Origin of the sequence: Agrobacterium sp. B1(2019), assembly GCF_008274755.1 — a bacterium.
Lineage (GTDB): Bacteria > Pseudomonadota > Alphaproteobacteria > Rhizobiales > Rhizobiaceae > Agrobacterium > Agrobacterium salinitolerans.
This window is the reverse complement of sequence record NZ_VTPB01000001.1, coordinates 374667-398523: the sequence shown is the minus strand read 5'-3', so window position 1 is coordinate 398523 and position 23857 is coordinate 374667. Positions and strand designations below refer to the sequence as shown.

Here is a 23857-nt window from a genome sequence, read left to right as displayed (position 1 = left end):
GGGGAGATGCCCGGCAGGACAGAGGGGGGTGCCTCGCCCCACCCTCCAAGCAAGCTCACTTCGCCCGCTCTTCCAACACCCGGTTGGCCGCAGAAACAATCGCCTCCAGCGAAGCCGCCACGATATTCGTATTCACCCCGGCCCCGAACAGCTTCCCACCCGGATGCTCCATCTCGACATAAGCGATGGCAGATGCGTTAGAGCCGTGCTGCAATGAATGCTCCGAATAATCATTCACCGACAGATCAACCCCGAGATAGACCGACAGCGCATTGATGAACCCGTCGATCGGACCCGTTCCCTTGCCCTCGATGCGCTTCACCTCGCCATTGTCGGTGATCTCGGCGGCGACGATGCGCACGCCCTTGAAATCGCCGGCCGGATAGGTGTGGTGATCCACAAACTTGATACGTGCATTCGGCTGTGTCACGTAGCGCTCGATAAAACGCTCATAGATGCGCTTGGCCGGCAGCTCGACACCCTCTTCATCGGTGATGCGCTGGATGTCCTCACGGAACTCCACCTGCAGATTGCGCGGCAGGTTGATGCCGTAATCCTGCTGGAGAATATAGGCGATGCCGCCCTTGCCGGATTGTGAGTTGATGCGAATGATCGCCTCATAGGAGCGGCCGACATCCTTCGGATCGATCGGCAGATAGGGCACTTCCCAAACGGGATGGTTAGCGACCTTGATCGCCTTCATGCCCTTGTTGATCGCATCCTGATGCGAGCCGGAGAAGGCGGTGTAAACCAGTTCGCCCACATAAGGATGGCGCTCGGGGATCGTCATCTCGTTGGAATATTCATAGACGTCCTTGATGCGCTCGATATCACGGCAATCCAGCTCAGGGTCCACACCCTGCGTATACATGTTCAGCGCCAGCGTCACGACGTCGACATTGCCGGTGCGCTCGCCATTGCCGAACAGCGTGCCTTCGACGCGGTCCGCACCTGCCATCAGGCCCAGTTCGGTCGCGGCGATGCCGGTGCCACGGTCATTATGCGGATGCAGCGAGATGATGACGTTTTCGCGATTGTCGATATTGCGGCACATCCATTCGATCTGGTCGGCATAGATGTTCGGCGTCGCCATTTCGACGGTCGAGGGCAGGTTCAGGATCAGCTTGTTGTCCGCCGTCGGCTTCACCACCTCGACCACGGCGTTGCAGATTTCCAGCGCCACTTCCAGCTCTGTGCCGGTAAAGCTCTCGGGCGAATATTCGAAACGATAACCGCCGCCGGCCTTGGCCGCCATATCGGTGATCATCTTGGCGGCATCGACGGCGATCTGCTTGATGCCATGCACATCCTTGCCGAACACCACGCGCCGCTGCAATTCCGACGTGGAATTGTAGAAATGGATGATCGGCTTGTTGGCGCCTTCCAACGCCTCGAACGTGCGGCTAATCAGCTCCGGGCGGCACTGCACCAGCACCTGCAGGGAGACATCGTCGGGCACGTTGCCCTCTTCCACGCACCAGCGGGCGAAATCGAAATCCGTCTGCGAGGCGGAAGGAAAACCGATCTCGATTTCCTTGAAACCCATTTCGAGCAGCAGCTTGAACATGCGCGCCTTGCGGTCGTGACCCATGGGGTTGACCAGCGACTGGTTGCCGTCGCGCAGGTCCACCGAACACCAGATCGGCGCCTTGTCGATGGTCTTGCCCGGCCATGTACGGTCGGGGATATTGATGGTCGGATAAGGGCGATACTTCACGCTAGCGTCAGCCATGCCCTTGGAAATATTGGTGATCTTGCCGTCCATTTCGCTTCCTCCTTGCGCAGTCCGCGGGCGTCTTTAGCCATCGGCGGATGCGCGGCCCTTCAGGGCCTAAATCCAGTATAAAATGAGATTTCGAGATGAGGAGCGTTTGCGCCAGCGGGCTTTCGGCCGCCGGGCGCTCCTCACTGGACCCGGCAACCGCGTGTAAGGTCGAGGCTAAGAAGCGAGAGTGCACCGCACGGCGAGGCCTTCGCAGAAATCTGCGCGCTCATGCCAAAAATGGTTGCGATGCTGTTGCTCATGGCGATGTGTATAAACAGCGGCTGGCGGTCTGACAAGTGATCTTGTGCCGTGCGCCAGTTATTTTCCCTGCCTGCCGCTCTCCAGCCTTTCGGCCTGACCACGCTTCACAACCCGCTGCAACGCCATCATCAGCCCGCCACCGATCAGCCCCCAGAAGGCGCCGGAAACACCGCCGAAGGAAAGCCCGGACGCCGTGATGAGGAAAGTGATGGCCGCCGCCTCGCGGGTTTCCGGCTCCCTGAACGCCGCGACAGCGGAACCGGAAAAGGCGCCGACCAGCGCCAGTCCCGCCACCGCCTGAACGAGGATGGGCGGCGCCAGCGCCACGAAGGCGGTGACCACGCCCGCCAGCAGGCCGAAAATGATATAGCCGACACCGCCGATCATCGCCGCCCAGTAACGTCGCTTTGGATCGGGATGGGCGTCCTCGCCCGCGCACATGGCCGCCGTAATCGCCGCGAGATTGACCGCATGGCCACCAAACGGCGCAGAGAGCAGCGAGAAAAAGCCGGTCGAGGCGAAAAGCGGTCCGGGCTGCGGATTGTAATGATTGACCTTGAGCACCGCAATGCCGGGAATATTCTGCGAGGCCATGGTGACGATGAAGAGCGGCAGCGCGATGGAAACAACCGCATGGAGACTGAAGACAGGCGTTACCCACTCCATCGGCGGCGTCAGCGATTGCGCCACGCTGTCCAGCGCACCCGCCGGAATGTCGACGCCGAAAATCATCACCAGCACGAAGGCGGCAAGGGCGGCGGGCACGGCGAACAGCCGTTTGAAGGCTCCCACCACGATCCAGGCAAGGATGATGGGCAATCCAAGCGCCGGGTTGAAACCGATCGCCTTGATGGGCGCGAAACACAGACCGATGATGACACCCGAGAGCATGGCGTTGGCAAGCGGCGCAGGAATGGAGGCGACAGCCTTTCCCAGCGGCCTGAATAGGCCCGCGATGATGATCAGGATGGCGCAGATGATGAAACCGCCGACGGCCGCCGGAAAGCCGCCCTCAATGACGCCGGTGGTCGCAAGCAGCGCAGCGCCCGGCGTCGACCAGGCGATGCTGATGGGAAGCCGGGTGGTGGCGGAAAGGATAATGGCGCAAAGCCCCATTGCTACCGAAAGCGCCATCAGCCCCGACGCCGCCTCGAAATCCGTCGCACCGACAGCTTTCAGGCCCTGCAGCACGACGGCGAAGGAGCTGGCGAAACCGACAAAGGCGGTGAGGCAGCCCATGAACAGGCTCTGGACGGAAAATTCTTTCAGCATGAAGCACTCTGCGGCCTGCTGCCTGTCACAAACAACCGAAACGGTCCGCACTACAGGCATAAACAAAACTGAAGCGTGACACGCGAATCCGGGGAAGGCGACACGCTTTGGGTGAAACGTGATTATATTCAGGATCAAAAAAGACGCCGCTTGGCAAGATGAACCGCCAGACTTCAGGTACGGCGGAGCGGAAAACGTCATCAAAGTTTAGCGGCGCGGCGCTAATCCTGCCTGCATCACAACCGGTCATCCGCCACAAGAGGGACCCTTGCCATGCTCCGCACCGTCACCATCGTCGCCTGCTGTTTTGCAGCTCTGCCGGCCGTAGCCCAGACCCCGCCGCCGCCGGCGTTTCTGGGCCAGATCGTCGTTCCATCGGGTCTTTCCATCGATGGCGTTACCTTCGGCGGCATTTCCGATCTCGCCTTTGACAGCGAAACCGGACGTTATCTCGCAATTTCCGATGACCGCGTGGAAAAGGGTCCGGCCCGTTATTACGAGCTGGAGCTGGCCGTGACGGAAGGCGCCGCCACGCTCAACATCGCCGCCACGCGCGAACTGAAGGATGAGACTGGCGCCGCTTTTGCGCCGAAGGGCATCGATGCGGAGGGCGTCGCGCTGGACCGCAAGGGCGGCAAGCTCTACTGGTCGTCCGAACGCGACCTGAAGAACCAGCCGGCTCTCTACGTCTCGGACCTCGACGGCAGCAATGTGAAGCGGCTGGAACTGCCGGACGCCTATCTCGTCGACGACGCAAAGACCAAGGGCGTTCAGAACAACCTCGCCTTTTAAGGCCTGACCCTGATGCCCGGCCGGCTGATCGCCGCCACCGAAAATGCTCTCATCCAGGACGGCCCCAAGGCGACGCCGCAGGCGGGCAGCCCGGCCCGTATCCTCGTCATCGACACGGCGACGCTGAAACCGGTCGCCGAGCACGTCTATGTCACCGAGGCAATCTCGAAAACGCCGACGGCCGCCGAGCCGAAATATAACGACAACGGCCTTTCCGCCATCGCTGCACTGCCGGATGGTCGTTTTGTCGCCGTCGAGCGCAATTTTGCCTCCGGCGTCGGCAACCACATCCGCTTCTTCATCGCCGACATGTCCCGCGCCGACAATATTCTCGGCAAGGACAAGATCGATCCGGCATCCGTGGCCGCCGTGTCCAAATCACCCTGGTTTGAAATCAACGAAGGCGATTTCGGCCTCGATATCGACAATATCGAAAGCTTCGCCTTCGGCCCGGTGGTGGATGGCAAGCAGCTCTTCGTCATCGCCTCCGATGACAATTTCAACACCGGCAAACAGTTCACCCAGTTCGCGGCATTCGCAATTCCCGCCAACCTCAGTCAGTGAAATCCGCCAGAAGCGGAATGCCGGCTCTGAACCAGCTCAGGGCCGGCATCGGCAATTATTCCGAGAGGCGTCTTCACCAGCGAAGCAGACGTGAGCCGGCAAAAGCACCGGCGATGCCGGTCACCAAAATGCCCAGCGAATACCAGATCAACACGAAAGCCATGCCGTTTTCGGTGCAGAACCACGAATAGACCCAAGCTCCGGCCGCACCCGCGGCAATGCCTGCGGCAAATCCCGCAAGCGTGGGATCAGCGGGAGCCGAACGTTTGAGAACCGCAAAATTCGCCATAAACAGCGGCAGTGCAAAAGCAACAATGAACAACGGGCAATGCAGCGCCGACGACCCGATAATAAGGGTGCTGTAGGTGCCGGGCACGGCAAATCCTAGCTGAACGAGCGCGATAAGCGCCATGGCGACAAAAATCAGCGCAAGCCACACAAACAGAAAACCCCGCTCGCCTTCCGGCCGCGCAAGCCGCGTGACGGCGAAAAAGGCAACCGTGGCCAGAACGGCGTTATAGGTGGATTTGACCCAGAAACCCGGTTCGGTCATGGCGTCGCTCATGTCGACGCGAAGCCCCAGGATGGCGAGCATCAGCACCAGCGAAAGGCCGAGCGCCGGCAAGACGGTGAACGCCAACCTCCGCTCCAGCGCGAAAGCGGGAACAGGTTTCAGATCGCCCGCCAGTTGTTCGATGATGTCTTCCGTCTTCTTCACGTGTCCCCCCGCAACTTTGCCGCCAGGACTTTCAGCGTTCTGTGAATACCGACCCTCGCCGCAAGCTCGGTCTGGCCGGACTGTTGCGCCGCTTCGGCAATTGAGTGACCTTCTAGCTTCACCCTTCGAATGAGATCCCGTTGCCGTTCCGGCAGTTCGTCGAGCAGTCGCTCCACATCCATGCGGGCTGTGACCGCGTCAACAGACGGTTCCGCCTCCAGCGTTTCATCAAGCTCGACTTCCGCCAACAGGCGCGCACCCCGGCCCCGATAATGATCGATGAGCTTGTAGCGCGCTATCGAAAAGAACCAGGCCGTGAAAGGTCGCGCACGATCATAGGTCTCTCGTTTGGCGTGAAGCGACAACAGGGTTTCCTGCACAATATCTTCGACATCGCCTCTGGCGGCGGCGGCCATGCGCCTGCCGTAATAGGCGATCAGCAGCCGTCTCAGGGCATGAAGCAAATGTCTGTAGGCGCCTTCGTCCCCATCGAGGGAACGCAGCATCAGCATTTTCAGTGTCTCTTCCGAAGGGCTGCCTGTCATCGTCACTATCGGGTTATTCGCGCTCGGGAGGATATTGTTACATGGTGACTCAAAAAAAATCTCGCTCGAACTTGCCCTCACAAGCAGGTGAAGATGTAACGGCCGGCCCAAGGCCTGCGACATGATGAAATAACACCGACCTTAAACGAAAAGCCCGCACCGGCTTCCACCGATACGGACTTTCTCAACTGAAAAATCGAAAGCTCAGAGTTCCGACTGGCTCTCGACGATCTTGCCGACGAGGCCGTAATCCTTGGCCTCTTCCGCACCGAGCCAGTAATCGCGATCGATATCCTTGGCGATCTTTTCTTCGCTCTGGCCGGTGGCCTTGGAGAAGATCTTGATCAGGCGCTGGTTCATCTTGATGATTTCGCGGGCCTGGATTTCGATGTCGGACGCCATGCCGCGCGTACCACCGGAGGGTTGGTGCAGCAGGAAGCGGGTGTTCGGCAGGCACAGGCGACGTTCCTTCGGCACCGAAACGTAAATCAGCGCACCGGCCGAAGCGACCCAGCCCGTACCGATAATATAGACCTTCGGCTTGATGAACTTGATCATGTCATGGATGGAATCACCCGATTCGACATGGCCGCCCGGCGAATTGACATATACGCGAATGTCGTCGTCGCTGGCGGCGGCAAGGGCCACGAGCTGCGTGCAAACCTTCTGCGCCAGTTCCTGCGTGATGCCACCATAGATGAAGATCGAACGCGACTTGAAAAGATTCGCTTCCGTTTCCTTGCCGATCGGCAGTTCCTTGCTCTTGTCGTCTTCGTCTTCGTTCATCAACGGCTCTCTCCAGCAAAATTCGTGCATGCCCTTCGGACATAGTGCGACTTGTTACGTAAGGCAATGAGCGAAAAAGGCAAGGTTTGCCCGCCAACAATAAACAGCACCCCCGGCAGATGACGCATGGACAGCCTGTCTGCCTTCGCGATATCGTTGACGCCTCATTACAGCGCCGTCGGCTGCGGGAAGCCCGAGATCCCGTTGCGGACTGCCATAATTTCAAGAGGGAACCATGCTGAAAAGACTAAGCCTCGCAGCCGCCGCACTGGGCGTTACCGCCCTGCCCGCTTTCGCCCATTTGAACCCGGAAGAACACGGCTCCTTCATGGCCGGCGTCTCCCACCCCTTCTTTGGTGCGGATCACATTCTGGCGATGGTGGCCGTCGGCATCTGGGCCTCGCAGATCGCCGCGGCGCAGGGCGACCGCAAGGCGCTGTGGATCGTGCCTTCCGCCTTCGTCGGCACCATGGCCGCCGGCTTCCTGATGGCGGTTTATGGCATCGGGCTTCCCTTCGTCGAACCGGCCATTCTCGCCTCCGTCATCGGTCTCGGCCTTCTCGTCGCCATGGCGGCAAGGCTTCCCACGGCAGCGGCGGCGGCCGTCGTCGGCGCTTTCGCGCTTTTCCATGGCCATGCCCATGGCGGTGAACTCGGCAGCGCCGGCGCGCTTCAATTCGGCATCGGCTTCATGATCGCCACCGCCATCCTGCATGCGGCCGGCATTGCGCTTGGCCTTGGCATTGCCCGTTTCGGCTCAGTAGCCAGCCGTACGGTCGGCGCCCTGACGGCGATCGCGGGTCTCTCGCTCGCCTTCGGCGGCTGACGATCATTACCGAAATTTAAAATTCGGGCCGCTTTGAAAAGCCGGAGTTGAGGCCTACCTCCTTATCGTGGATTTTCGCTTCACGGTAAGGAGGCAGCATATGTCACCGGAAGAAAGTCAGCTTCTCAAGGCCCTGTTCGACAGGACCAGAACCGCATCCTCCACCCCGCGTGACCGCGAGGCGGAAACATTGATCGCAGACGCCGTGCGCGATCAGCCCTCGGCCCCCTATTATCTCGCGCAGGCGGTCATCGTTCAGGAAAAGGGACTGGAAGCGGCCGCAGCCCATATCAAGCAGCTCGAAGACCGTATCCACGCGCTGGAAAGCGGCAATAGCGCCCCACAGGCCGCAGCGCAGGGTGGCTTTCTGAGTTCCATCTTCGGAACCGGCCAGTCACAGCCGCCAGCACCGACACCCGTCCCTGCCCCGCAAGCCTCATGGCGCAACGATACCGCCGGCCAGACGGCGGGTCCCTGGGGATCGCCCGCAGGCCAGCAACCCGGCGGCCCCCGGAGCCAGCAGCCCGCCGCATTCGGGCGCACATCAGGCGGTGGTTTTCTACAGGGGGCGCTCGGAACCGCCGCGGGTGTCGCCGGCGGCATGCTGCTCGCCAATTCGTTGAGCGGCATTTTCGGCGGCCACATGTCGTCGCTCGGCCTTGGCTCGCCCTTCGGCGCCAATAGCGGCATCGGCAACGCGCCAGTCGAGGAAACCGTTATCAACAATTATTATGGCGACAGCGCAAACCAGCGGGATAACGACGATGACGATATCCAGCAGGCCGATTACGACGACAACGCCGACGATGCGGATTTCGATTCAGGCGACGACGGTTCGTTCGCCTGAATCATCAATCCCGACAAAGCCGGATCAGCCGCGACCGCGATAGGTGGGAACGCCCTGATCCGGCAGCCACACGCCTTCAGGCGCCGGTCCGGTCTGCCAGAAGACGTCGATCGGAATGCCGCCACGAGGATACCAGTAAGCGCCGATGCGCAGCCATTTCGGCTGCAGCAGCTCCACCAGCCGCTTGGCAATAAAGACGGAGCAATCCTCATGAAATGCGCCGTGGTTGCGGAAGGACTGCAAAAACAGCTTCAGCGACTTGGATTCCACCAGGAAATCACCCGGAATATAGTCGATGACGATATGGGCGAAATCCGGCTGGCCCGTCATCGGGCAAAGCGATGTGAATTCGGGCGCAGTGAAGCGCACGACATAATCGGTGCCGGCATTACCGTTCGGCACTTTTTCGAGAACGGCCTTTTCCGGGCTCTCTGGCGTATCGACCTTCGTGCCCAGCTGCGACAGGCCGGAAACATCCGTCACGGACATGGAAAACTCCTGTTTTTCAAACAATCACTTTGACGCCATGCGCCTTTTCGCCTTCCGGCTCGACGTGAATGGCGAGGCTGGCGCCCGGTATGACGTCCCTTATGGCATCTTCAAGGCGGTCGCAAATATCATGCGCCTCCCGCACCGTCATGATGGCGGGAACGACGACGTGAAAATCGATGAAGGCGGCCGAGCCGGCGCGACGTGTCCGCAGATCGTGTACGCCAATCACACCGCCGGAATGTTCGGCGATGGCCTTCTTGATCGCCTCGTCCTCTTCCGGCTCCACGGCCCGATCCATCAGCCCGCCAAGCGAATGCAGAATGACCTTCGATCCCTGGAACAGGATGTTTATGGCCACCAGAATGGCAAGCAGCGGATCGAGAATGGCGTAGCCCGTCAGCAATGCAAGGACAAGGCCGACGAGAACACCCGCCGAGGTAACGACATCTGACATGATGTGGTGGCCATCGGCCGCAAGCGCCGGCGAGGCATATTTTCGGCCGACGCGGATCAGCGTCGTCGCCCAGACGGCATTGATGACGGCTGCAAATGCGTTGATGGCCAGACCGAGGATCGGCGCTTCCGGCAGCCTGGGATTGAAAAGAGCACCCCAGGCCTCCTGCACGATCAACAGCGCGGCAACGACGATCAATACGCCTTCCACGACGGCGGAAATATATTCCGCCTTGTGGTGGCCGAACTGGTGGTCGTCATCGGCCGGCTTCTGGGCGTAGCGAATGACGAAATAGGCGATGAAGGCCGCAACCACGTTGACGGTCGATTCCAGACCATCAGACAGAAGCGCCACCGATCCGGTGACCCACCATGCCAGAAGCTTGAGGCCCAGCACGCCGAAAGAAAGTGGAATGCCCCAGAATGCGAGCTTCCTTACCAGCGCATTGCCTTCACTGTTCATTTTTGCCCCCGTGCGGATGCGAACGAATTGCATGACCGACTGCCAAAACGCACGAACCGCGCGCACGGGGTCTCCGTGCGCGCGGTTCGCAATTTGAGCGTTCTATCGTTCAAACCGCGGGCAAGGTCAAGAGCCAGACGGTGACGTCCTGGACCTCAATCCCCGTCTTTTTGCTCGCAGAGACGAATGCGGTTGCCAAACGGATCGGTCACTTCCATCACATTGCCCCATGGCAGTTCTTCAACGCCCGGCTTCATGAAGCGATAGTCCTTCGTCGCCAGTTCCTGCTGATAGGCGTGAACGCCGTGCATGGTGACGAAGATGTTGGAACCCGGCGTCGCATCCCCATGATGGCCGCTGAGGTGAAGCCCCATTCCGGCTCGTGAAACCTGCATGTATAGCGGGAAATTATCGCCGAATCGGTGTTCCCAGTCGACCCCGAAACCGAGAAAATCGACATAGAACTCCCGCGCCTTGGCCTCGTCGAAGATCCGGACAATCGGGAACATCCGTCCGAAGCCGATGTCTCCAACAGTCTGTTTCCTGGCGTCGCCCATGCTGCGTTGACCCTTTTTCGGCCGCAAAATGAAACCGGCCGCACAAGGCGCGGCCGGTAGGATCAGCTTATTCGGCTGCGACGATCTTGCCGTCCTGCCACTTGAACAGCGAGAAGGCCTGCGAGGTCAGGTCGCCGTTTTCGCCGTAGGTCACCTTGCCGATTGCGGTCGGGAAAGCATCACCGCTTTTCAGGGCCGTGGCGACGGCTTCGGAATCCTTGGCGCTTCCGGCCTTCTCGATGCCGGCCTTCAGCACTTCAACAGCGGCATAGGCGTTGAGCGTGAAGGCTTCCGCCGGAATGTTGGCAGCCTTCAGCGCTTCGGCAGCGGCCTTGGAATCGTCGTTCTTCAGCGCGTCGGAAGCGTTGGTGAAGATCGTGCCTTCGCCAGCCTGCGAGCCGATGTTCCAGAACTCGCTGTTCGACAGGCCGTCACCGCCGATAACGGCAGCTTTGGAGCCGATATCCTTCAACTGACGCACCAGAAGACCCGCTTCCGGATGGTAACCGCCGAAATAGACGATATCGACATTGTCGGACTTCAGACGGGCCGTCAGCGCGCCGAGATCCTTTTCGCCGGGCGTCAGCGCGTCGTAGAGCACTTCTGTCACGCCGCCGGCGTTCAGCGTGGTCTTGAAGGCGTCCGCCAGACCTTTGCCGTAAGCGCCCTTGTCGTGAATGATGGCGATCTTCTTGTCCTTTAGGTTGGCGAGAACATATTTCGCCGCAACCTCGGCCTGCTGGTCGTCACGACCGCAGGTGCGGAAAACGTTGGAAAGGCCGCGGTTGGTCAGGCCCGGCGCGGTCGCCGTCGGCGTCACCATCAGCACGCCGTTTTCGGCAAAGACATCCGATGCCGGAATGGCGACGCCGGACGTCACAGGACCCACGACGAAGTGGATGCCCTCGGCAACAAGCTGGTTGGCCGCGGAAACGCCCTGCTTCGGCTCACCGCCGTCATCGGCAAGCTTCAGCACGACCTGTTCGCCGAGGATGCCGCCCTTCTTGTTGATTTCATTGACTGCCGTCTGGGCGCCGTTCTTCACCTGGTCGCCATAGGCGGCGACAGGACCGGTGAGCGGCGCAATCAGGCCGATGACGATCTCGGCATGAGCAAGGGGTGCGAATGCGAAGGACGCTGCAAGCGTCACGCTGGTCAATGTCTTCAGTTTCATCCTGGTGTCTCCTTAAAGGGGGTCGCGGGACCCGGTGAGCGCCATGGGCGCCGACCGAATGAAACTATCGGACGCCTCCCGGCGAAAACTCGTTCCATTTTTGAATTCCGAGCCTTCCACTCAACTCATACGGAAGGTTTGATGATTTATGCAAGTCACCTTTGCTGGATTAGCTCTATTAGCGGTAAATCAATCGCCGGATCGACCGTGATTGCGCCATCAGAAAGGACGCATCGGCCTTCCGTAAACGCTTGGCGTTTGGTCGCCGCTGGAGGATAATACGCCATGATCGCAGCAGATGAAGAATTTCTGACGGGCCTGCCCGTCTTCCGGCATTTTGAAGATGTGGCCGACCCGACGCTTTATCGCGCCCTGCCGCCGGGATGGGGACTGGCCATCGCCGATATCGTCGATTCGACTTCGGCCATCGGCACCGGCCGCTACAAGGCCGTCAATATGGCGGGTGCGGCGGTTATATCGGGCGTATCGAACAGTCTCGGGCGTCACGACCTGCCCTTCGTTTTCGGCGGTGATGGCGCCGCCGTCACGGTGCCGCCCCAGGGGCTGCCTGTCGCACGAACAGCACTTTCGAATGTGCAGCGTTGGGTAAAGGACGATCTCGATCTTGCCATGCGCGTGGCGCTGGTTCCCATCGAGGATATTCGTGAGAATGGCTTCGATATTCGCGTCGCGCGCTTTCAGGCAAGCGAGGATGTTTCCTACGCCATGTTCTCAGGCGGCGGCAACAGCTGGGCGGAAGCGCGGATGAAGGACGGGCAATATGCCCTGCCCGCCGCGGAAACGGGCGAACGCCCCGATCTCACCGGTCTTTCCTGCCGCTGGAACCCCATTCAGGCAACCCATGGCAAGGTGGTGTCGATTATCGCCGTGCCGGGGCCGTCGCGGGACATGCCGGCATTCCGTCAGCTGGTCATCGATCTCGTTGATCTCGCCGAGCAGGATGCAAGACACGGCCACCCCGTGCCGGAGGATGGGCCGAAACTCGGTTTCGTGCGCGAGGGTCTTAGCCTCGAAGCCCGCGCCGGCGCTGCCTATCACGATGCCTGGGGCAGGATGCGCCGCTCGTTTCGCATCCTGGGTGAAAGCTTCCTCGTCAATCTCCTCGGTTTGACCAAACTGTCGCTTGGGCAATTTAATGCGGATCGCTACAGACGCTCGGTCGCCAGCAACACCGATTTCAGGAAATTCGACGACGGTCTGAAGATGACCGTTGATATCGACGCCGCCCGACTCGAAAAAATCCGCGCGCGGCTGGAACAGGGGCACCTGTCGGGAAGCTGTTATTACGGCCTGCACGAACAGGATGCCGCATTGATGACCTGTATTGTTCCATCTCCGCTTTCGAGAGACCACATGCATTTCGTGGATGGCGCCGACGGTGGATATGCCGCTGCAGCAACCCGCCTCAAGCAACAGATACAGGCTGCTGCGTCGGTATGAAAACCGCGCCAATACGCAGTCCCGATCCCTGTGGCGGATGCAGCCGCGCAAAGGCCGCTGAAAAGAAAAACCGGCGCCGGGCGCCGGTTTCAATTGGGTGATGCTGCCGGGCCTTAACAGGACCGTGGGATCAAGCCGCAGTCTTGCTGCTTTTCTGCGCCTGGCAGTAGATGTCCTCGAGTGAAGCAAGGATCTTCTTCACGGATTCGGAGTTGCTGGAGTAATAGATGGTCTGCGCATCCCGTCGTGTCTTCACCAGTCGCTGCGCACGCAATTTCGACAAATGCTGCGAGAGAGCGGACTGACTGAGGCCAACCTGAGAAGCGAGAACACCAACAGGCACTTCCGTATCCACCAGCGTGCACAAGATCATCAGGCGCTTTGGGTTCGCCATCGCTGAGAGCAAGTCTGCAGCGGCGATGCTGTGTTCCGACAGAGATTGATTATCCATACGCTCAAGTCTCCTGATGACAGTCCGAGAGACGGTCATGGTGGCTATAATAGGTGTTCTAAAGGTGTTTTTATAATTCGGTCGATACGTTGTATATACCTAAATCTTGCTTATATCGCGCCCCTTCCAAAGACTATTCTTGACCGATTATTTACTTAATAAATTGTGATTAATTTATCGGCGCTTCGCCTGATTTTATGAAAAATATAATAAAAGTATGTATTAGAAATAGCATCCATAAGAAATACGAGATTAAAAATTGAGCATTTCAATACCAGCGCTCGATGCCGGATTTTGACGCCACAATCTATTACCACCTTAAATTTAATAGCGAACAAAAGAATCTAGATTAACATTGCGCAATTTTTGCCGAATTTGCAATATGATTTTTATTAGTAATTATTTTAATGCATAACTTGTGAGGTCAAAAAATATTCTTTGCTGCCGTGGGAAGGTATAATTTGCGCCGCAGAGACCTCCCGGAAAAGACGAAGGGCCCTCCACGACGGAAGGCCCTTTCTTTTTTGGGGGAGAGGCGAATCGCTATTTCTTGCGGTGACGCGTCAGCCCCGCCACGACTTCATCGGCGGAAATCGTGCCGACGATCGCACCATTGTCGACAACGCCGATCGCGCCGGAATGTTTTGACAGCGCATCGAGAATATCGATCAGCGGCGATGACGGACGGGCGGTGGCGGCGACTGTCATCTGCCCATTGCGTTCGTCCACGCCCCTTTTCATCACATCGGCGGCGGTCAGCATGGAGATCGGGTTCATGTTCTGCACAAAATCCGCGACATAGGGCGTGGCCGGCTGCTTAACGATCTGCTGCGGCGTTCCGCACTGGATGATGTGTCCGCCTTCCATCATGGCGATACGGTTACCGATGCGGAAGGCCTCGTCCAGATCGTGGCTGACGAAGAGAATCGTTTTCTTCAGCCGGCTCTGGAATTCCAGAAGCTCGTCCTGCAGGCGGCTTCTGATAAGAGGATCGAGCGCCGAGAACGGCTCGTCCATCAACAGGATCGGCGCGCCAGTGGCAAAGGCCCGGGCCAGCCCCACGCGCTGTTGCATGCCGCCGGAAAGCTCCCCCACCTTGCGGTCGGCCCAGGCGGAAAGATTGACCAGTTCGAGCTGCTCGGCGACCATGCGCTTGCGCTCGGCTTCCGGCACGCCGGAAAGCTCAAGCCCGAAGCCGACATTGTCGGCCACATTGCGCCAGGGCAGCAGGCCGAATTGCTGGAAAACCATGGAGACCGTGTGCATGCGCAGGTCACGCAACGTTTTCGCAGGGCAGCGATAGGGATCGACATAACCCGAACTGGTTTTCACGCCGACATTGCCGCGCACCACGGGCGCAAGCCCGTTGACGGCCCGCAGCAGCGTCGATTTGCCGGATCCGGAAAGCCCCATGAGGACGAGAATCTCGCCTTCCTTGACGGACAGCGAGGCATTGGCGACACCGAGCACCAGCCCGGTTTCGGCATTGATCTCCTCACGCGTACTACCCTTGTCGATCAGCGGCAGAGCCGCATCGGGCCGGTTGCCGAAAACGATATCGACATTTCCGAAGATGATGGCATCACTCATAGATCATCCTCCGCGCCGGGAAGTCGGAAAAGTCGGTCGAGAACGATCGCCAGTATGACGATGCACAATCCCGCTTCGAAGCCCATGGCTATATTGACGGTATTGAGCGCGCGCACCACCGGCACCCCCAGGCCATTGGCGCCCACAAGCGCGGAAATGACCACCATCGACAGCGACAGCATGATCGTCTGGGTGAGACCAGCCATGATCTGCGGCGCGGCGAAGGGAAGCTCCACCTTGCGCAGAACCTGCGATGGCGTGGCGCCAAAGGCGACGGCCGCCTCCACCAGCGCCGGCGGCGTCGAGACGATACCGAGACGGGTAAGCCGCACGGGAGCCGGGATGGCGAAGATGACGGTGGCGATGAGCCCCGGAACCATGCCGAGACCGAACAGCACCAGCGCCGGGATGAGATAAACGAAGGTGGGGATGGTCTGCATCAGGTCCAGCACCGGGCGCATACCGGCATAAATCCATTTGCGCCTTGCCGCCAATATGCCGAGGGGTATGCCGATGATCATACACACGGTGCTGGCGGCGATGACAAGCGCCAACGTCTCCGTCGTCGCCTTCCAGTAGCCCAGATTGATGATGAGCAGCAAGCCGAGCGCGGTGAAGACGGGCATCCCGACGGAGCGACGCGTCCAGGCCGAAAGCGCCGTCAGGATCGCCACGATGATAAGCGGATGCGGCGCCTGCAGCACATAAAGCAGGGCGTTGATGACACCTTGGAAAATGAAGGAAAGCCAATCGAAGAAAAAAGCGAGATTGCCGGTCAGCCAGTCGATGGCCTCCTTGGCATATCGGCCGACGGGCAGGCGGTTTTCAGAAGCGCTGAGCCATTCCACGGTAAGAAAATACCTTTCGTGAACTAAAACAATTCCGGCAAAACTGCAGAGCGGTTTTGCCTCCGGAATTGCGCAGACAACAAAGAAATAGAGCATCGTCATCCCGTTTTACCGGGATTGCTCCAATGCAGAAATGACGGCCGGCAACAAAACTGCCGGACGCAGTGCTGGCGCATGACCTTCAATGTCTGAAAATTCACAGGCAAGGTCATGCATGGGCATCGTTATTTCCCGCTGATCCGGCCTGCCGCGCAGGCCGGATACAGTCATGCATCGTCTTGCGGCTTAGAGGCCGAGAGCCTTCTTGGCGGCAGGCAGGGCGTCGGCGCTGCCATCCTTGGTCTTGACATTGGCGAGCCAGGGCTCGATCGCCGTCGGATTGGCCTTCAGCCAGGCGGTTGCAGCCGCCTCACCCTCAAGGCCGTCATTCAGGATCTTGCCCATGATCTCGTTTTCCATGGGCAGGGAAAATTGCAGGTTCTTGAGGAAGGCGCCCACATTCGGGCATTCCTCGACGTAGCCCTTGCGGACATTGGTATGGATCGTCGCGCCGCCGAGATTGGGGCCGAAGACATCGTCGCCGCCGGTCAGATAGGTCAGTTTGAAATTCGCATTCATGGGATGCGGTTCCCAGCCGAGGAAGACGATGGGCTCGCCGGATTTTTCAGCGCGGGCCACCTGGGAGAGCATACCCTGTTCGGACGACTCGACCACCTCGAACGACTTCAGACCGAAACTGTCCTTGGCCACCATGTCGAGAATCAGGCGATTGCCGTCATTGCCCGGCTCGATGCCATAGATCTTGCCGCCGAGTTCGGCGCTGTGGGTGGCGATGTCCTTGAAGTCCTTGATACCGAGTTCGGCACCCTTGGCGTTGGTCGCCAGCGTGTATTTCGCGCCGGTCAGGTTTTCCCGCAGCGTCTCGACGGATTTGTCTTCGCGATAGGGCGCGATATCGCCTTCCATGGTCGGCATCCAGTTGCCGAGGAAGACGTCGATGTCCTTGTTTTTCAGGGATGTGTAGGTAACGGGTACGGAGAGAAGCTTGACGTCGGTTTCATAGCCAAGGCTTTTCAGAAGCACGGTGGCGGTCGCCGTCGTGGCGGTGATGTCGGTCCAGCCGACATCGGAAAAGCGCACTGTGCCACAGCTTGCCGGTTCCGCAGCACCGGCCGCACTGAACGTCATGGAGGAGATTGCTGCGGCCAGGGCCAGACAGCGGCTTCTATTTGCAAACATATGGCTTGCTCCCTGTTTTTCGTTCCCTTGCCATTATCAATATCTGCCGGACACAATCAACTCGCGCGCATTTGCGTGCTTTGGCGCACCGTTTGCGACAAAATCGTGAAAATGTCGGTATCCAGCGGTGCAATGTCGAAAAAGGACAGACCGTAGAAATCTGTGTTTTTCCCATGGCCATACTTTTCAATCCGCCTCTTCGCCGTCAAAAGACGCTTGATGCAGCATCGGCTGGAAATCCGGGAGTGGATAATGGCAAAACTCTATTTCAATTATTCGACGATGAATGCCGGCAAATCGACCATGCTGCTGCAGGCCTCCTATAATTATCAGGAGCGCGGCATGCGCACGCTGATTTTCACCGCTGCCTTTGACGACCGGGCCGGTGTCGGCCGTGTTGCCTCGCGCATCGGCCTGTCCTCCGACGCCCTGACCTTCGATGACAAAACCGACCTGTTCGCCGAAGTATCGGCCCTCACCGCCGAAACGCCGGTCGCCTGCGTTTTTGTCGATGAAGCCAACTTTCTCTCCGAACACCATGTCTGGCAGCTTGCCGACATTGTTGACCAACTGAACATTCCGGTGATGACCTACGGCCTTCGCACTGACTTTCAGGGCAAGCTCTTCCCCGCCTCGAAAGAACTGCTCGCCATTGCCGACGAGCTTCGCGAAATCCGCACCATCTGCCATTGCGGCCGCAAGGCGACGATGGTGGCCCGCTTCGACAGTGAAGGAAAGGTCGTGACGGAAGGCGCGCAGATCGATGTCGGCGGCAACGAGAAATATGTTTCCTTCTGCCGCCGCCACTGGGTGGAGACCTTCAAGGGCGAGTGAACATCTGCGTCCGGTTGCCGCATTTGATTTTCCGCAAAGATGGACGCCCTGCTCCCGGGCTAAGACGACGGCGACACATTCGCGTGGATGTGCTTTCTCTCAGGAGCAAAACTATGCAGAACAGAACTGCCAAATTCGCCGGCCTCGCCATTCTCGCAGGTCTTTTCGCCTTTCCCACCCTTGCTGCCGAAATCGAAGTGAAGATGCTCAACAAGGGCAGCGACGGCCAGGCGATGGTCTTCGAACCCGCAACCGTCAAGGCCGCCGTCGGCGACATCATCACCTTCGTCGCGGTCGACAAGGGCCATGATGCGGCCGCCGTGAAGGACATGATCCCCGAGGGCGTCGCAGACTTCAAGGGCAAGATGAACGAGACGGTGAAGGTGACCGTCGAGAAGGAAGGCGCCTACGTCGTCAAATGCACACCGCATCTCGGCATGGGCATGATCGCCCTCGTCGTCGTCGGCGACGCGGCTCCGGCCAATCTTGACGCCGTCAAGAACGGCAAACTGCCGAAAAAGGCGCGCGACCGCCTGAATGACGAGATCGCCAAGCTCGGCCTCTAACCACATATGCCTTCGGTTCCGCGGCGGCCGCTGTTCCACAATCCGTGTGGAAAGCCATGACGGCCGGCGCGGACCGCAGGTTGAGAAAAGTTTCGCAATCATGTTGTATCCCGGTTGACCGGGACATATCTGGAAGACAGTAAATGACCGCGGCTTATATCAAGCGCCGAAGGGCGCGGGCGGACCGAGGTCTTTCTTCCGGCGTCCAGCCCCACGGGCAGAGGAGACTATGACGATATGATCGACCGGATCACCGCCTGGATTCAGGCAGCCTTCAGCGCCATCGGCCGGGCCGCCGGTCTTCTCGTCGCCTGGCTTCTGTGGCCCTTCATGGCCGCCCACGGCTGGTACAGCGGCCGCAACTGGCTCATCAAGGGCCCGATCGCCCTCATCGTCATTCTTCTTGCCGGCTTTTACGGATATTTCATCTGGCAAACCCAGGTCTGGACGAATTTCGACCCGGACTACGTCGCGCGCTACAAGCTTGAGGAGCGCACCGTGCCTGCCGGGCAGGAATTGCCGGCCGCCGCCCCTGCGGGCGACGCAACGGGCGCCGCCGCCAACACATCCGCGCCGGTCTGCCAGCGTTCGGCCATCGTTGACGCGGCCGCCGATCTCACCGATTTCAACGTCAACCAGAACGCCTGGATTTCGTCCATGCTGCTCTATCGTCTCGGCCTTTTCGGCATGGACTGGGACAGCACGCCGTTTCTGGACAACAAGGCGTCGTTCCAGCGCGGCGTAAACCAGGCCGTGCGCCGCACCTCGGTTGAACTGGTGGATACGCTCGGCCGCGTGCGCGGAACATCCGGCATCAACAACAATCTCCAGGAAGCACGCGGGAACATGCAGTTCAGCGAATATTCCTGGTATTTCGGTCTCGATCCCTTCGGCCCGAAGACGCCGACGCCGGCCTATTATCGCGCCGCCATCCGCAGCTTCCAGGCCTTCAACGGCGAACTCGCCGCCTGCAAGGCCGTCTTCGATACCCGCGCCGACAACCTCATCCAGTTCATCGACCGTATCGCCGGCGATATCGGCTCCACGTCTGCAATTCTGCGCGAACGTTCGGAAAATTATAATGGCGGCTGGTTCGATACCCGCGCCGACGACCGCTTCTGGTTCGCCTATGGCCAGCTTTACGGTTATTACGGCGTGCTTTCCGCGGCCGGATCGGACTTCGCGCAGGTCATCCGCGAACGCAACCTGACCAACCTGTGGAACGACACACTGTCGCAGACCCGCGCAGCTCTGCGCATACAGCCGGCGATCATTTCCAATGGTGAGGAAAGCGGCTGGATCATGCCCTCGCACCTCGCCACCATGGGATTTTACGTTTTACGGGTGCGCTCGAATCTCGTCGAGCTTCGTTCGGTTCTCGACCGGTAAGGCGAGGCCTGCCGGAAACGACAGGATCGATCAGTCTATCAGGCCAAGGCGTATGGTCTTGGCCACCAGCTGGGTGCGGTTGACGCAGTCGAGCTTGCGGATGGCGTTGTTCATATAGGCATTGACGGTATGTTCCGAGATGGACAGAAGCTCGGCTATCTCCACGGAGGTCTTTCCCTGCGCCGTCCAGCGCACCACATCGAGTTCCCGCTTCGTCAGCGGCGACGGACCTTTTGAGTTGGTGCGGCAAAGCCGGTCATAAACCTCCAGCGCATGCAGCACGATCATACCCAGCTCGTTAAGCGCGGCTTGCGGCAGGAGATCGCGATCGCCCGCGAAATTCATCAGATGCCGGTTGCCGTACATGCCGTGTACCGGCACCATCAGACCGGACGTAATGCCCATGCTGCTCAGCGAGTCCGCCGCATCCACCAGCGGTCCACAGGCAATATCCGGATCCTGCAGCGACCAATATTGCGGCATCATCGACGACGCGCCGCGCTTGATGACGGGACAGTCCCCAAGCGCGCCATCCCTGGTCATTGCATTCACGACCCAGATGGGCAGGCTGCTTTCGACAACCGTCGGCAAGGCATAGGCATTCTGGCCGCCGGGCAACCGCAACAGGGTCACATAGGCGTAACCGAAGGCGCGCATCACTTCCCGCAGTGCCTCCAGCCATTGGGATTTGTCGGCGGCAGCCGACAGATCGCTGCAAAGCCTGGCCTGACGCTCCGTCTTCACCATTCACACACCCCCGCCACCCCGGGACGTAACGCCCGGAGCGAGAAACATGCGGCATGGCCAGGACAGGGTTGCGACCTTCATATCGGCTCGACCATCCTGATCAAAGCACCAGCTTTTCGGATTTGCCTTTCGGCTTGGCCATCAGTTTTTCCAGGAAACCGAGCATGACCGCCGAGACGACAAAAGCCAGATGAATGATGGTGAACCACATCAGCTTGCTGTCCGAATATTGACTGGCGTTGAGAAAGATTTGCAGCAGGTGGATCGACGAGATCGCCACGATCGACGACGCGACCTTGATCTTCAGACTGCCGGAATCGAGCTTACCCAGAAAGGAAACCTCGGCATCGGCGTCATCGAAGCGGCTGACGAAGTTCTCGTAACCGGAAATCATCACCATGACGATCAGGCTGGCGACCAGCGCCGCATCGATCAGACCCAGCATGGCGAGGATCATGTCCGCTTCGTCATAGGTGAAAACGTTCTTGGCAACTTTCAGAAACTTGAGCGCGAAGGAAAACGCATAAACCGCCAGCGCCGCGACGAGCCCGAGATAAAAAACGACGAGCAGCCAGCGGCTGGAGAGGATGATCCGCTCAACGAGCAGTTCAAGAGACTTCATTTCCGTATCCGATTAATAGTCCATTTATTGTACCGCCATGTAAACTGGCTGCAAATATCCTAGCAAGCCGCCATGTCCGGACTTTGACCATACCATGGCGTTTTCGCACCTATTCACCGATCAGGTCCGAGAACGGATAAGCGTCATATTTTTGCAACATGCCGTTATGCTTTAAAACATGATTAGAAAAGTCATATATAATATGTTGACAGTTATCATCATGTTTTTTAGTCCTCGCTTATCGGCTCGCCCGTAACAATCAAAACAGTTTCAGCCGCAGCGGCAAGCGCGGCGTGCCTTCGCACGCCGCGGCCCGTTCGCGCGCCTACCTGGGGGTAATTAATGTCCATTTCGCGCACGCATTCCGCGCTGCTTTTGTGCACTGCCATCTCTCTTCTGCCGCTTGCCGGCCCCGCCCTGGCACAGAATGCCGCGTCGCAGGCGGACGGCGCCACTACGCTTGAAAGGATCGTCGTCAAGGGCAAGCGAGTCAAAAGCGTCAATGCCGCCGCCGACACGCCGCTGGCGAGCCAGACGACAGCGGAAGACATCCGCAAAAAAGACATCGGCAGCATCAAGGACCTCGGCAACAGCACGGAACCGGGCGTCGATTACGTCGACGCCAAGCCTGGCCGGCCCGGCGGCCTGTTCATTCGCGGCCTCGGCGGCGCGCGTGTCGTCACCTTGATCGACAATATTCCCGTTCCTTATTTCAACAATTTCGCCCGTCAGGGTCAGGCAACCACCACCCTTAGCGATACGAGTTCAAGCTTCGATTTTTCCTCGCTCTCGACGGTCGATGTGGTGCGCGGTGCAGATTCCAGCCGTATCGGCTCTGGTGCTCTCGGCGGCGCGCTGGTGCTGCGCACGCTCGAGCCGGAAGACCTGATCAGCGAAGGCAAGGACTGGGGCGGTGTGGCAAAGACCACCTATGACAGCGAAGACAGAAGCGTTGGCGGATCGCTCGCTGTCGCCAAGAAGATCGAGAACACGTCAGTTCTGTTCCAGGGTTCCTACAAGCGCGGCAACGAGACGGACAACAAGGGCACGGCCGATATCTACGGAACACGCCGCACCAAGCCAAACCCCGCCGACACCTACGAAAGCAACCTGATGTTCAAGATCCGGCAGGATCTGGAGGGCGGTCACAGCATCGGGCTGACGGCCGAGCGTTATTCGCTGAGGAACCGCAGCGACATGAAAACGTTGCAAGGCGTGAGCGTTTCAGGCTCGACCTACCGGATCGGCGACTACCGGGGCTACGAGGATACGGAGCGCGATCGCGTATCGCTCGATTACGAATACGAAGCGCCCTCGACCGACGGCTTCATCGACGCCGCCAATCTCTCGCTCTACTGGACGCGTCTTTCCAAGGAGTCCGGCGCTGGCGACCGCCTGACCAATAATTCGCTCTATATTCGCGAAGACAGCATGCGCAACAGCGCCTTCGGCATCGTCGGCGGCCTTGAATCCGGCTTCGAGCTTGGCGGCGTGCAGCACACGGTCCGTTTCGGCGGCAACGCCATGACGACCGATTTCAGCCAGGAACTTTACGCCAACACGGCCGGCGTGACCTCTTCTTCCCAGTCCGACATGCCTGACGTGAGCGGCAAGAGCCTCGGCCTTTATCTCGATGACGAGATCGCTTTCGGCAACGGCTTCCGCCTGACCCCAGGCCTGCGCTTCGATTCCTATGACTACGACCCGGACGGCTCGGTTTCGAGCAACAGCGGCTACAGAACCTTCGGCCTGCCGACCGGCAACAGCGGCTCGCGCTTCTCGCCGAAGCTTCTCGCGACCTATGACGTCACGCCGGAACTGCAACTCTTCGCCCAATGGTCGATGGCCTATCGCGCCCCGACGATCAACGAACTCTACCTGAACTTCTCCAACGTCAGCTCCGGTTACGCGGTGGTCGGCAATTCCGCCCTCAATCCCGAGACCAGCAACGGTTTCGAAATCGGCGCGAACTACGCCTCCGGCGACCTCAGGGGAAGCCTGACGCTGTTCCACAACAAGTACAAGAACTTCATCGAGCAGTACACGACCTCCACAACGCTCTTCCCCGGCTTCGGCGGCAGGGGCAACGGATCGCTCTTCACCTATCGCAACCGTAACAACGTCGAAATATCCGGCGTAGAAGCCAAGGTCCGCAAGGATCTCGCAAACGGCTTCTTCGCCCATGCCTCGCTCGCTTACGCCTATGGCAAGGACACCGACACCAACGAATTCATTCGCACGGTCGCGCCCTTCAAATCCGTCGTCGGCATCGGCTACGAGCAGGACGTCTGGGGCACGGAATTTACCGGTATCTTCTCCTCCGGCATGCGTGACGACAGGGTGGCCAACACCTTCGACGCCCCCGGCTACGGCGTCTTCAACCTGACCGGCTGGTGGGAACCGGAACAGACCAAGGGCCTGCGCATCCAGGCCGGCATCTACAATCTGTTCGACAGGAAATACTGGAATGCCGTCGGCGTTCGCGACGTGAACCCGAATTCCGTCAGCACCGTCAACCAGCCGGTGGACTTCTATACGGAAGCCGGACGCACCTTCAAAATCTCGCTGACCCAGAAATTCTAAAACCGGGTAGAA

At 59.2% G+C, this 23857-nt stretch carries 22 protein-coding genes and 1 pseudogene; 8 read left to right on the top strand and 15 right to left on the bottom strand.

Going from position 1 to position 23857, the window contains the following annotated elements:
• Positions 1-55: 55 nt before the first annotated feature.
• Both leuA and AGR1_RS01960 read right to left on the bottom strand, forming a co-directional pair.
• Positions 56-1765, bottom strand: coding sequence for a 2-isopropylmalate synthase (leuA, locus tag AGR1_RS01965; protein ID WP_149146038.1), 1710 nt, complete (start codon positions 1763-1765; stop codon positions 56-58).
• A gap of 318 nt (positions 1766-2083) precedes the next feature.
• Positions 2084-3298, bottom strand: coding sequence for a benzoate/H(+) symporter BenE family transporter (locus tag AGR1_RS01960; RefSeq protein WP_080790070.1), 1215 nt, complete (start codon positions 3296-3298; stop codon positions 2084-2086).
• 273 nt (positions 3299-3571) lie between these two features.
• Between AGR1_RS01960 and AGR1_RS01955 the strand changes: the two are divergent.
• Positions 3572-4654, top strand: a pseudogene (locus tag AGR1_RS01955) (esterase-like activity of phytase family protein).
• Between the two features lie 73 nt (positions 4655-4727).
• Here AGR1_RS01955 and AGR1_RS01950 read toward each other — a convergent pair.
• The 3 genes from AGR1_RS01950 to AGR1_RS01940 all read right to left on the bottom strand — a co-directional run bounded on the left by AGR1_RS01950 (position 4728) and on the right by AGR1_RS01940 (position 6703).
• Positions 4728-5372, bottom strand: coding sequence for an NrsF family protein (locus AGR1_RS01950; protein ID WP_080790065.1), 645 nt, complete (start codon positions 5370-5372; stop codon positions 4728-4730).
• Positions 5369-5884 (bottom strand): sigma-70 family RNA polymerase sigma factor, encoded by a 516-nt coding sequence (locus AGR1_RS01945; protein ID WP_162520318.1) that lies wholly within the window; start codon positions 5882-5884, stop codon positions 5369-5371. The genes AGR1_RS01950 and AGR1_RS01945 overlap by 4 nt, the downstream gene beginning before the upstream one ends.
• A gap of 237 nt (positions 5885-6121) precedes the next feature.
• Complete coding sequence (locus tag AGR1_RS01940) at positions 6122-6703, bottom strand: ATP-dependent Clp protease proteolytic subunit (protein ID WP_003523060.1); 582 nt, start codon at positions 6701-6703, stop codon at positions 6122-6124.
• 235 nt (positions 6704-6938) lie between these two features.
• On the opposite strand from AGR1_RS01940, the gene AGR1_RS01935 reads away from it, so the two are divergent.
• Entirely contained in the window at positions 6939-7529 is a 591-nt protein-coding gene (locus AGR1_RS01935; RefSeq protein WP_080790061.1) for a HupE/UreJ family protein, read from the top strand.
• 100 nt (positions 7530-7629) lie between these two features.
• On the top strand, positions 7630-8376 hold the full coding sequence (locus tag AGR1_RS01930) for a DUF2076 domain-containing protein (protein WP_149146037.1): 747 nt from the start codon (positions 7630-7632) through the stop codon (positions 8374-8376).
• Between the two features lie 24 nt (positions 8377-8400).
• Here AGR1_RS01930 and queF read toward each other — a convergent pair whose 3' ends face one another.
• The 4 genes from queF to AGR1_RS01910 form a co-directional block, all read right to left on the bottom strand.
• Positions 8401-8865: a preQ(1) synthase gene (gene queF / locus AGR1_RS01925; RefSeq protein ID WP_149146036.1), complete on the bottom strand. Its 465-nt coding sequence runs from the start codon at positions 8863-8865 to the stop codon at positions 8401-8403.
• 16 nt (positions 8866-8881) lie between these two features.
• A complete protein-coding gene (locus AGR1_RS01920; protein ID WP_080792758.1) occupies positions 8882-9784 on the bottom strand; it encodes a cation diffusion facilitator family transporter in 903 nt (300 codons plus the stop codon).
• A gap of 155 nt (positions 9785-9939) precedes the next feature.
• Positions 9940-10341 carry a glyoxalase superfamily protein gene (locus tag AGR1_RS01915; RefSeq protein ID WP_149146035.1) on the bottom strand — a complete coding sequence of 134 codons (402 nt, stop codon included), beginning with the start codon at positions 10339-10341 and terminating at the stop codon, positions 9940-9942.
• Positions 10342-10408: 67 nt separating this feature from the next.
• A complete protein-coding gene (locus tag AGR1_RS01910) occupies positions 10409-11515 on the bottom strand; it encodes a branched-chain amino acid ABC transporter substrate-binding protein (protein ID WP_077981545.1) in 1107 nt (368 codons plus the stop codon).
• Positions 11516-11800: 285 nt separating this feature from the next.
• On the opposite strand from AGR1_RS01910, the gene AGR1_RS01905 reads away from it, so the two are divergent.
• A complete protein-coding gene (locus tag AGR1_RS01905; protein ID WP_149146034.1) occupies positions 11801-12976 on the top strand; it encodes a DUF3095 domain-containing protein in 1176 nt (391 codons plus the stop codon).
• 130 nt (positions 12977-13106) lie between these two features.
• Here the strand turns inward: AGR1_RS01905 and AGR1_RS01900 are convergent, their stop codons facing one another.
• The 4 genes from AGR1_RS01900 to AGR1_RS01885 form a co-directional block, all read right to left on the bottom strand.
• On the bottom strand, positions 13107-13427 hold the full coding sequence (locus AGR1_RS01900) for a metalloregulator ArsR/SmtB family transcription factor (RefSeq protein WP_006314636.1): 321 nt from the start codon (positions 13425-13427) through the stop codon (positions 13107-13109).
• A 543-nt stretch (positions 13428-13970) separates the two neighbouring features.
• Positions 13971-15017, bottom strand: a complete 1047-nt coding sequence (gene choV, locus AGR1_RS01895) for a choline ABC transporter ATP-binding protein (protein WP_080790052.1) — start codon at positions 15015-15017, stop codon at positions 13971-13973.
• On the bottom strand, positions 15014-15865 hold the full coding sequence (choW, locus tag AGR1_RS01890) for a choline ABC transporter permease subunit (protein ID WP_077981628.1): 852 nt from the start codon (positions 15863-15865) through the stop codon (positions 15014-15016). Before choW ends, choV begins: the two co-directional genes overlap by 4 nt.
• Positions 15866-16150: 285 nt before the next feature.
• Positions 16151-17104: a choline ABC transporter substrate-binding protein gene (locus AGR1_RS01885; RefSeq protein WP_149146033.1), complete on the bottom strand. Its 954-nt coding sequence runs from the start codon at positions 17102-17104 to the stop codon at positions 16151-16153.
• A 252-nt stretch (positions 17105-17356) separates the two neighbouring features.
• Here AGR1_RS01885 and AGR1_RS01880 point away from each other — a divergent pair, with 252 nt between their 5' ends.
• The 3 genes from AGR1_RS01880 to AGR1_RS01870 all read left to right on the top strand — a co-directional run bounded on the left by AGR1_RS01880 (position 17357) and on the right by AGR1_RS01870 (position 19893).
• The gene (locus tag AGR1_RS01880) at positions 17357-17938 is read left to right on the top strand and encodes a thymidine kinase (RefSeq protein WP_149146032.1); all 582 of its coding nucleotides are present in this window, start codon (positions 17357-17359) and stop codon (positions 17936-17938) included.
• A 113-nt stretch (positions 17939-18051) separates the two neighbouring features.
• A complete protein-coding gene (locus AGR1_RS01875; RefSeq protein ID WP_149146031.1) occupies positions 18052-18504 on the top strand; it encodes a pseudoazurin in 453 nt (150 codons plus the stop codon).
• 237 nt (positions 18505-18741) lie between these two features.
• The gene (locus tag AGR1_RS01870; protein ID WP_149146030.1) at positions 18742-19893 is read left to right on the top strand and encodes a DUF2333 family protein; all 1152 of its coding nucleotides are present in this window, start codon (positions 18742-18744) and stop codon (positions 19891-19893) included.
• Between the two features lie 30 nt (positions 19894-19923).
• On the opposite strand, the gene AGR1_RS01865 is transcribed toward AGR1_RS01870, so the two are convergent.
• Both AGR1_RS01865 and AGR1_RS01860 read right to left on the bottom strand, forming a co-directional pair.
• Complete coding sequence (locus tag AGR1_RS01865; protein ID WP_149146029.1) at positions 19924-20640, bottom strand: LuxR C-terminal-related transcriptional regulator; 717 nt, start codon at positions 20638-20640, stop codon at positions 19924-19926.
• A gap of 100 nt (positions 20641-20740) precedes the next feature.
• The gene (locus AGR1_RS01860) at positions 20741-21262 is read right to left on the bottom strand and encodes a TIGR00645 family protein (RefSeq protein ID WP_080790041.1); all 522 of its coding nucleotides are present in this window, start codon (positions 21260-21262) and stop codon (positions 20741-20743) included.
• A gap of 342 nt (positions 21263-21604) precedes the next feature.
• On the opposite strand from AGR1_RS01860, the gene AGR1_RS01855 reads away from it, so the two are divergent.
• Complete coding sequence (locus AGR1_RS01855; protein ID WP_149146028.1) at positions 21605-23845, top strand: TonB-dependent hemoglobin/transferrin/lactoferrin family receptor; 2241 nt, start codon at positions 21605-21607, stop codon at positions 23843-23845.
• The last annotated feature ends 12 nt before the right edge of the window (positions 23846-23857 follow it).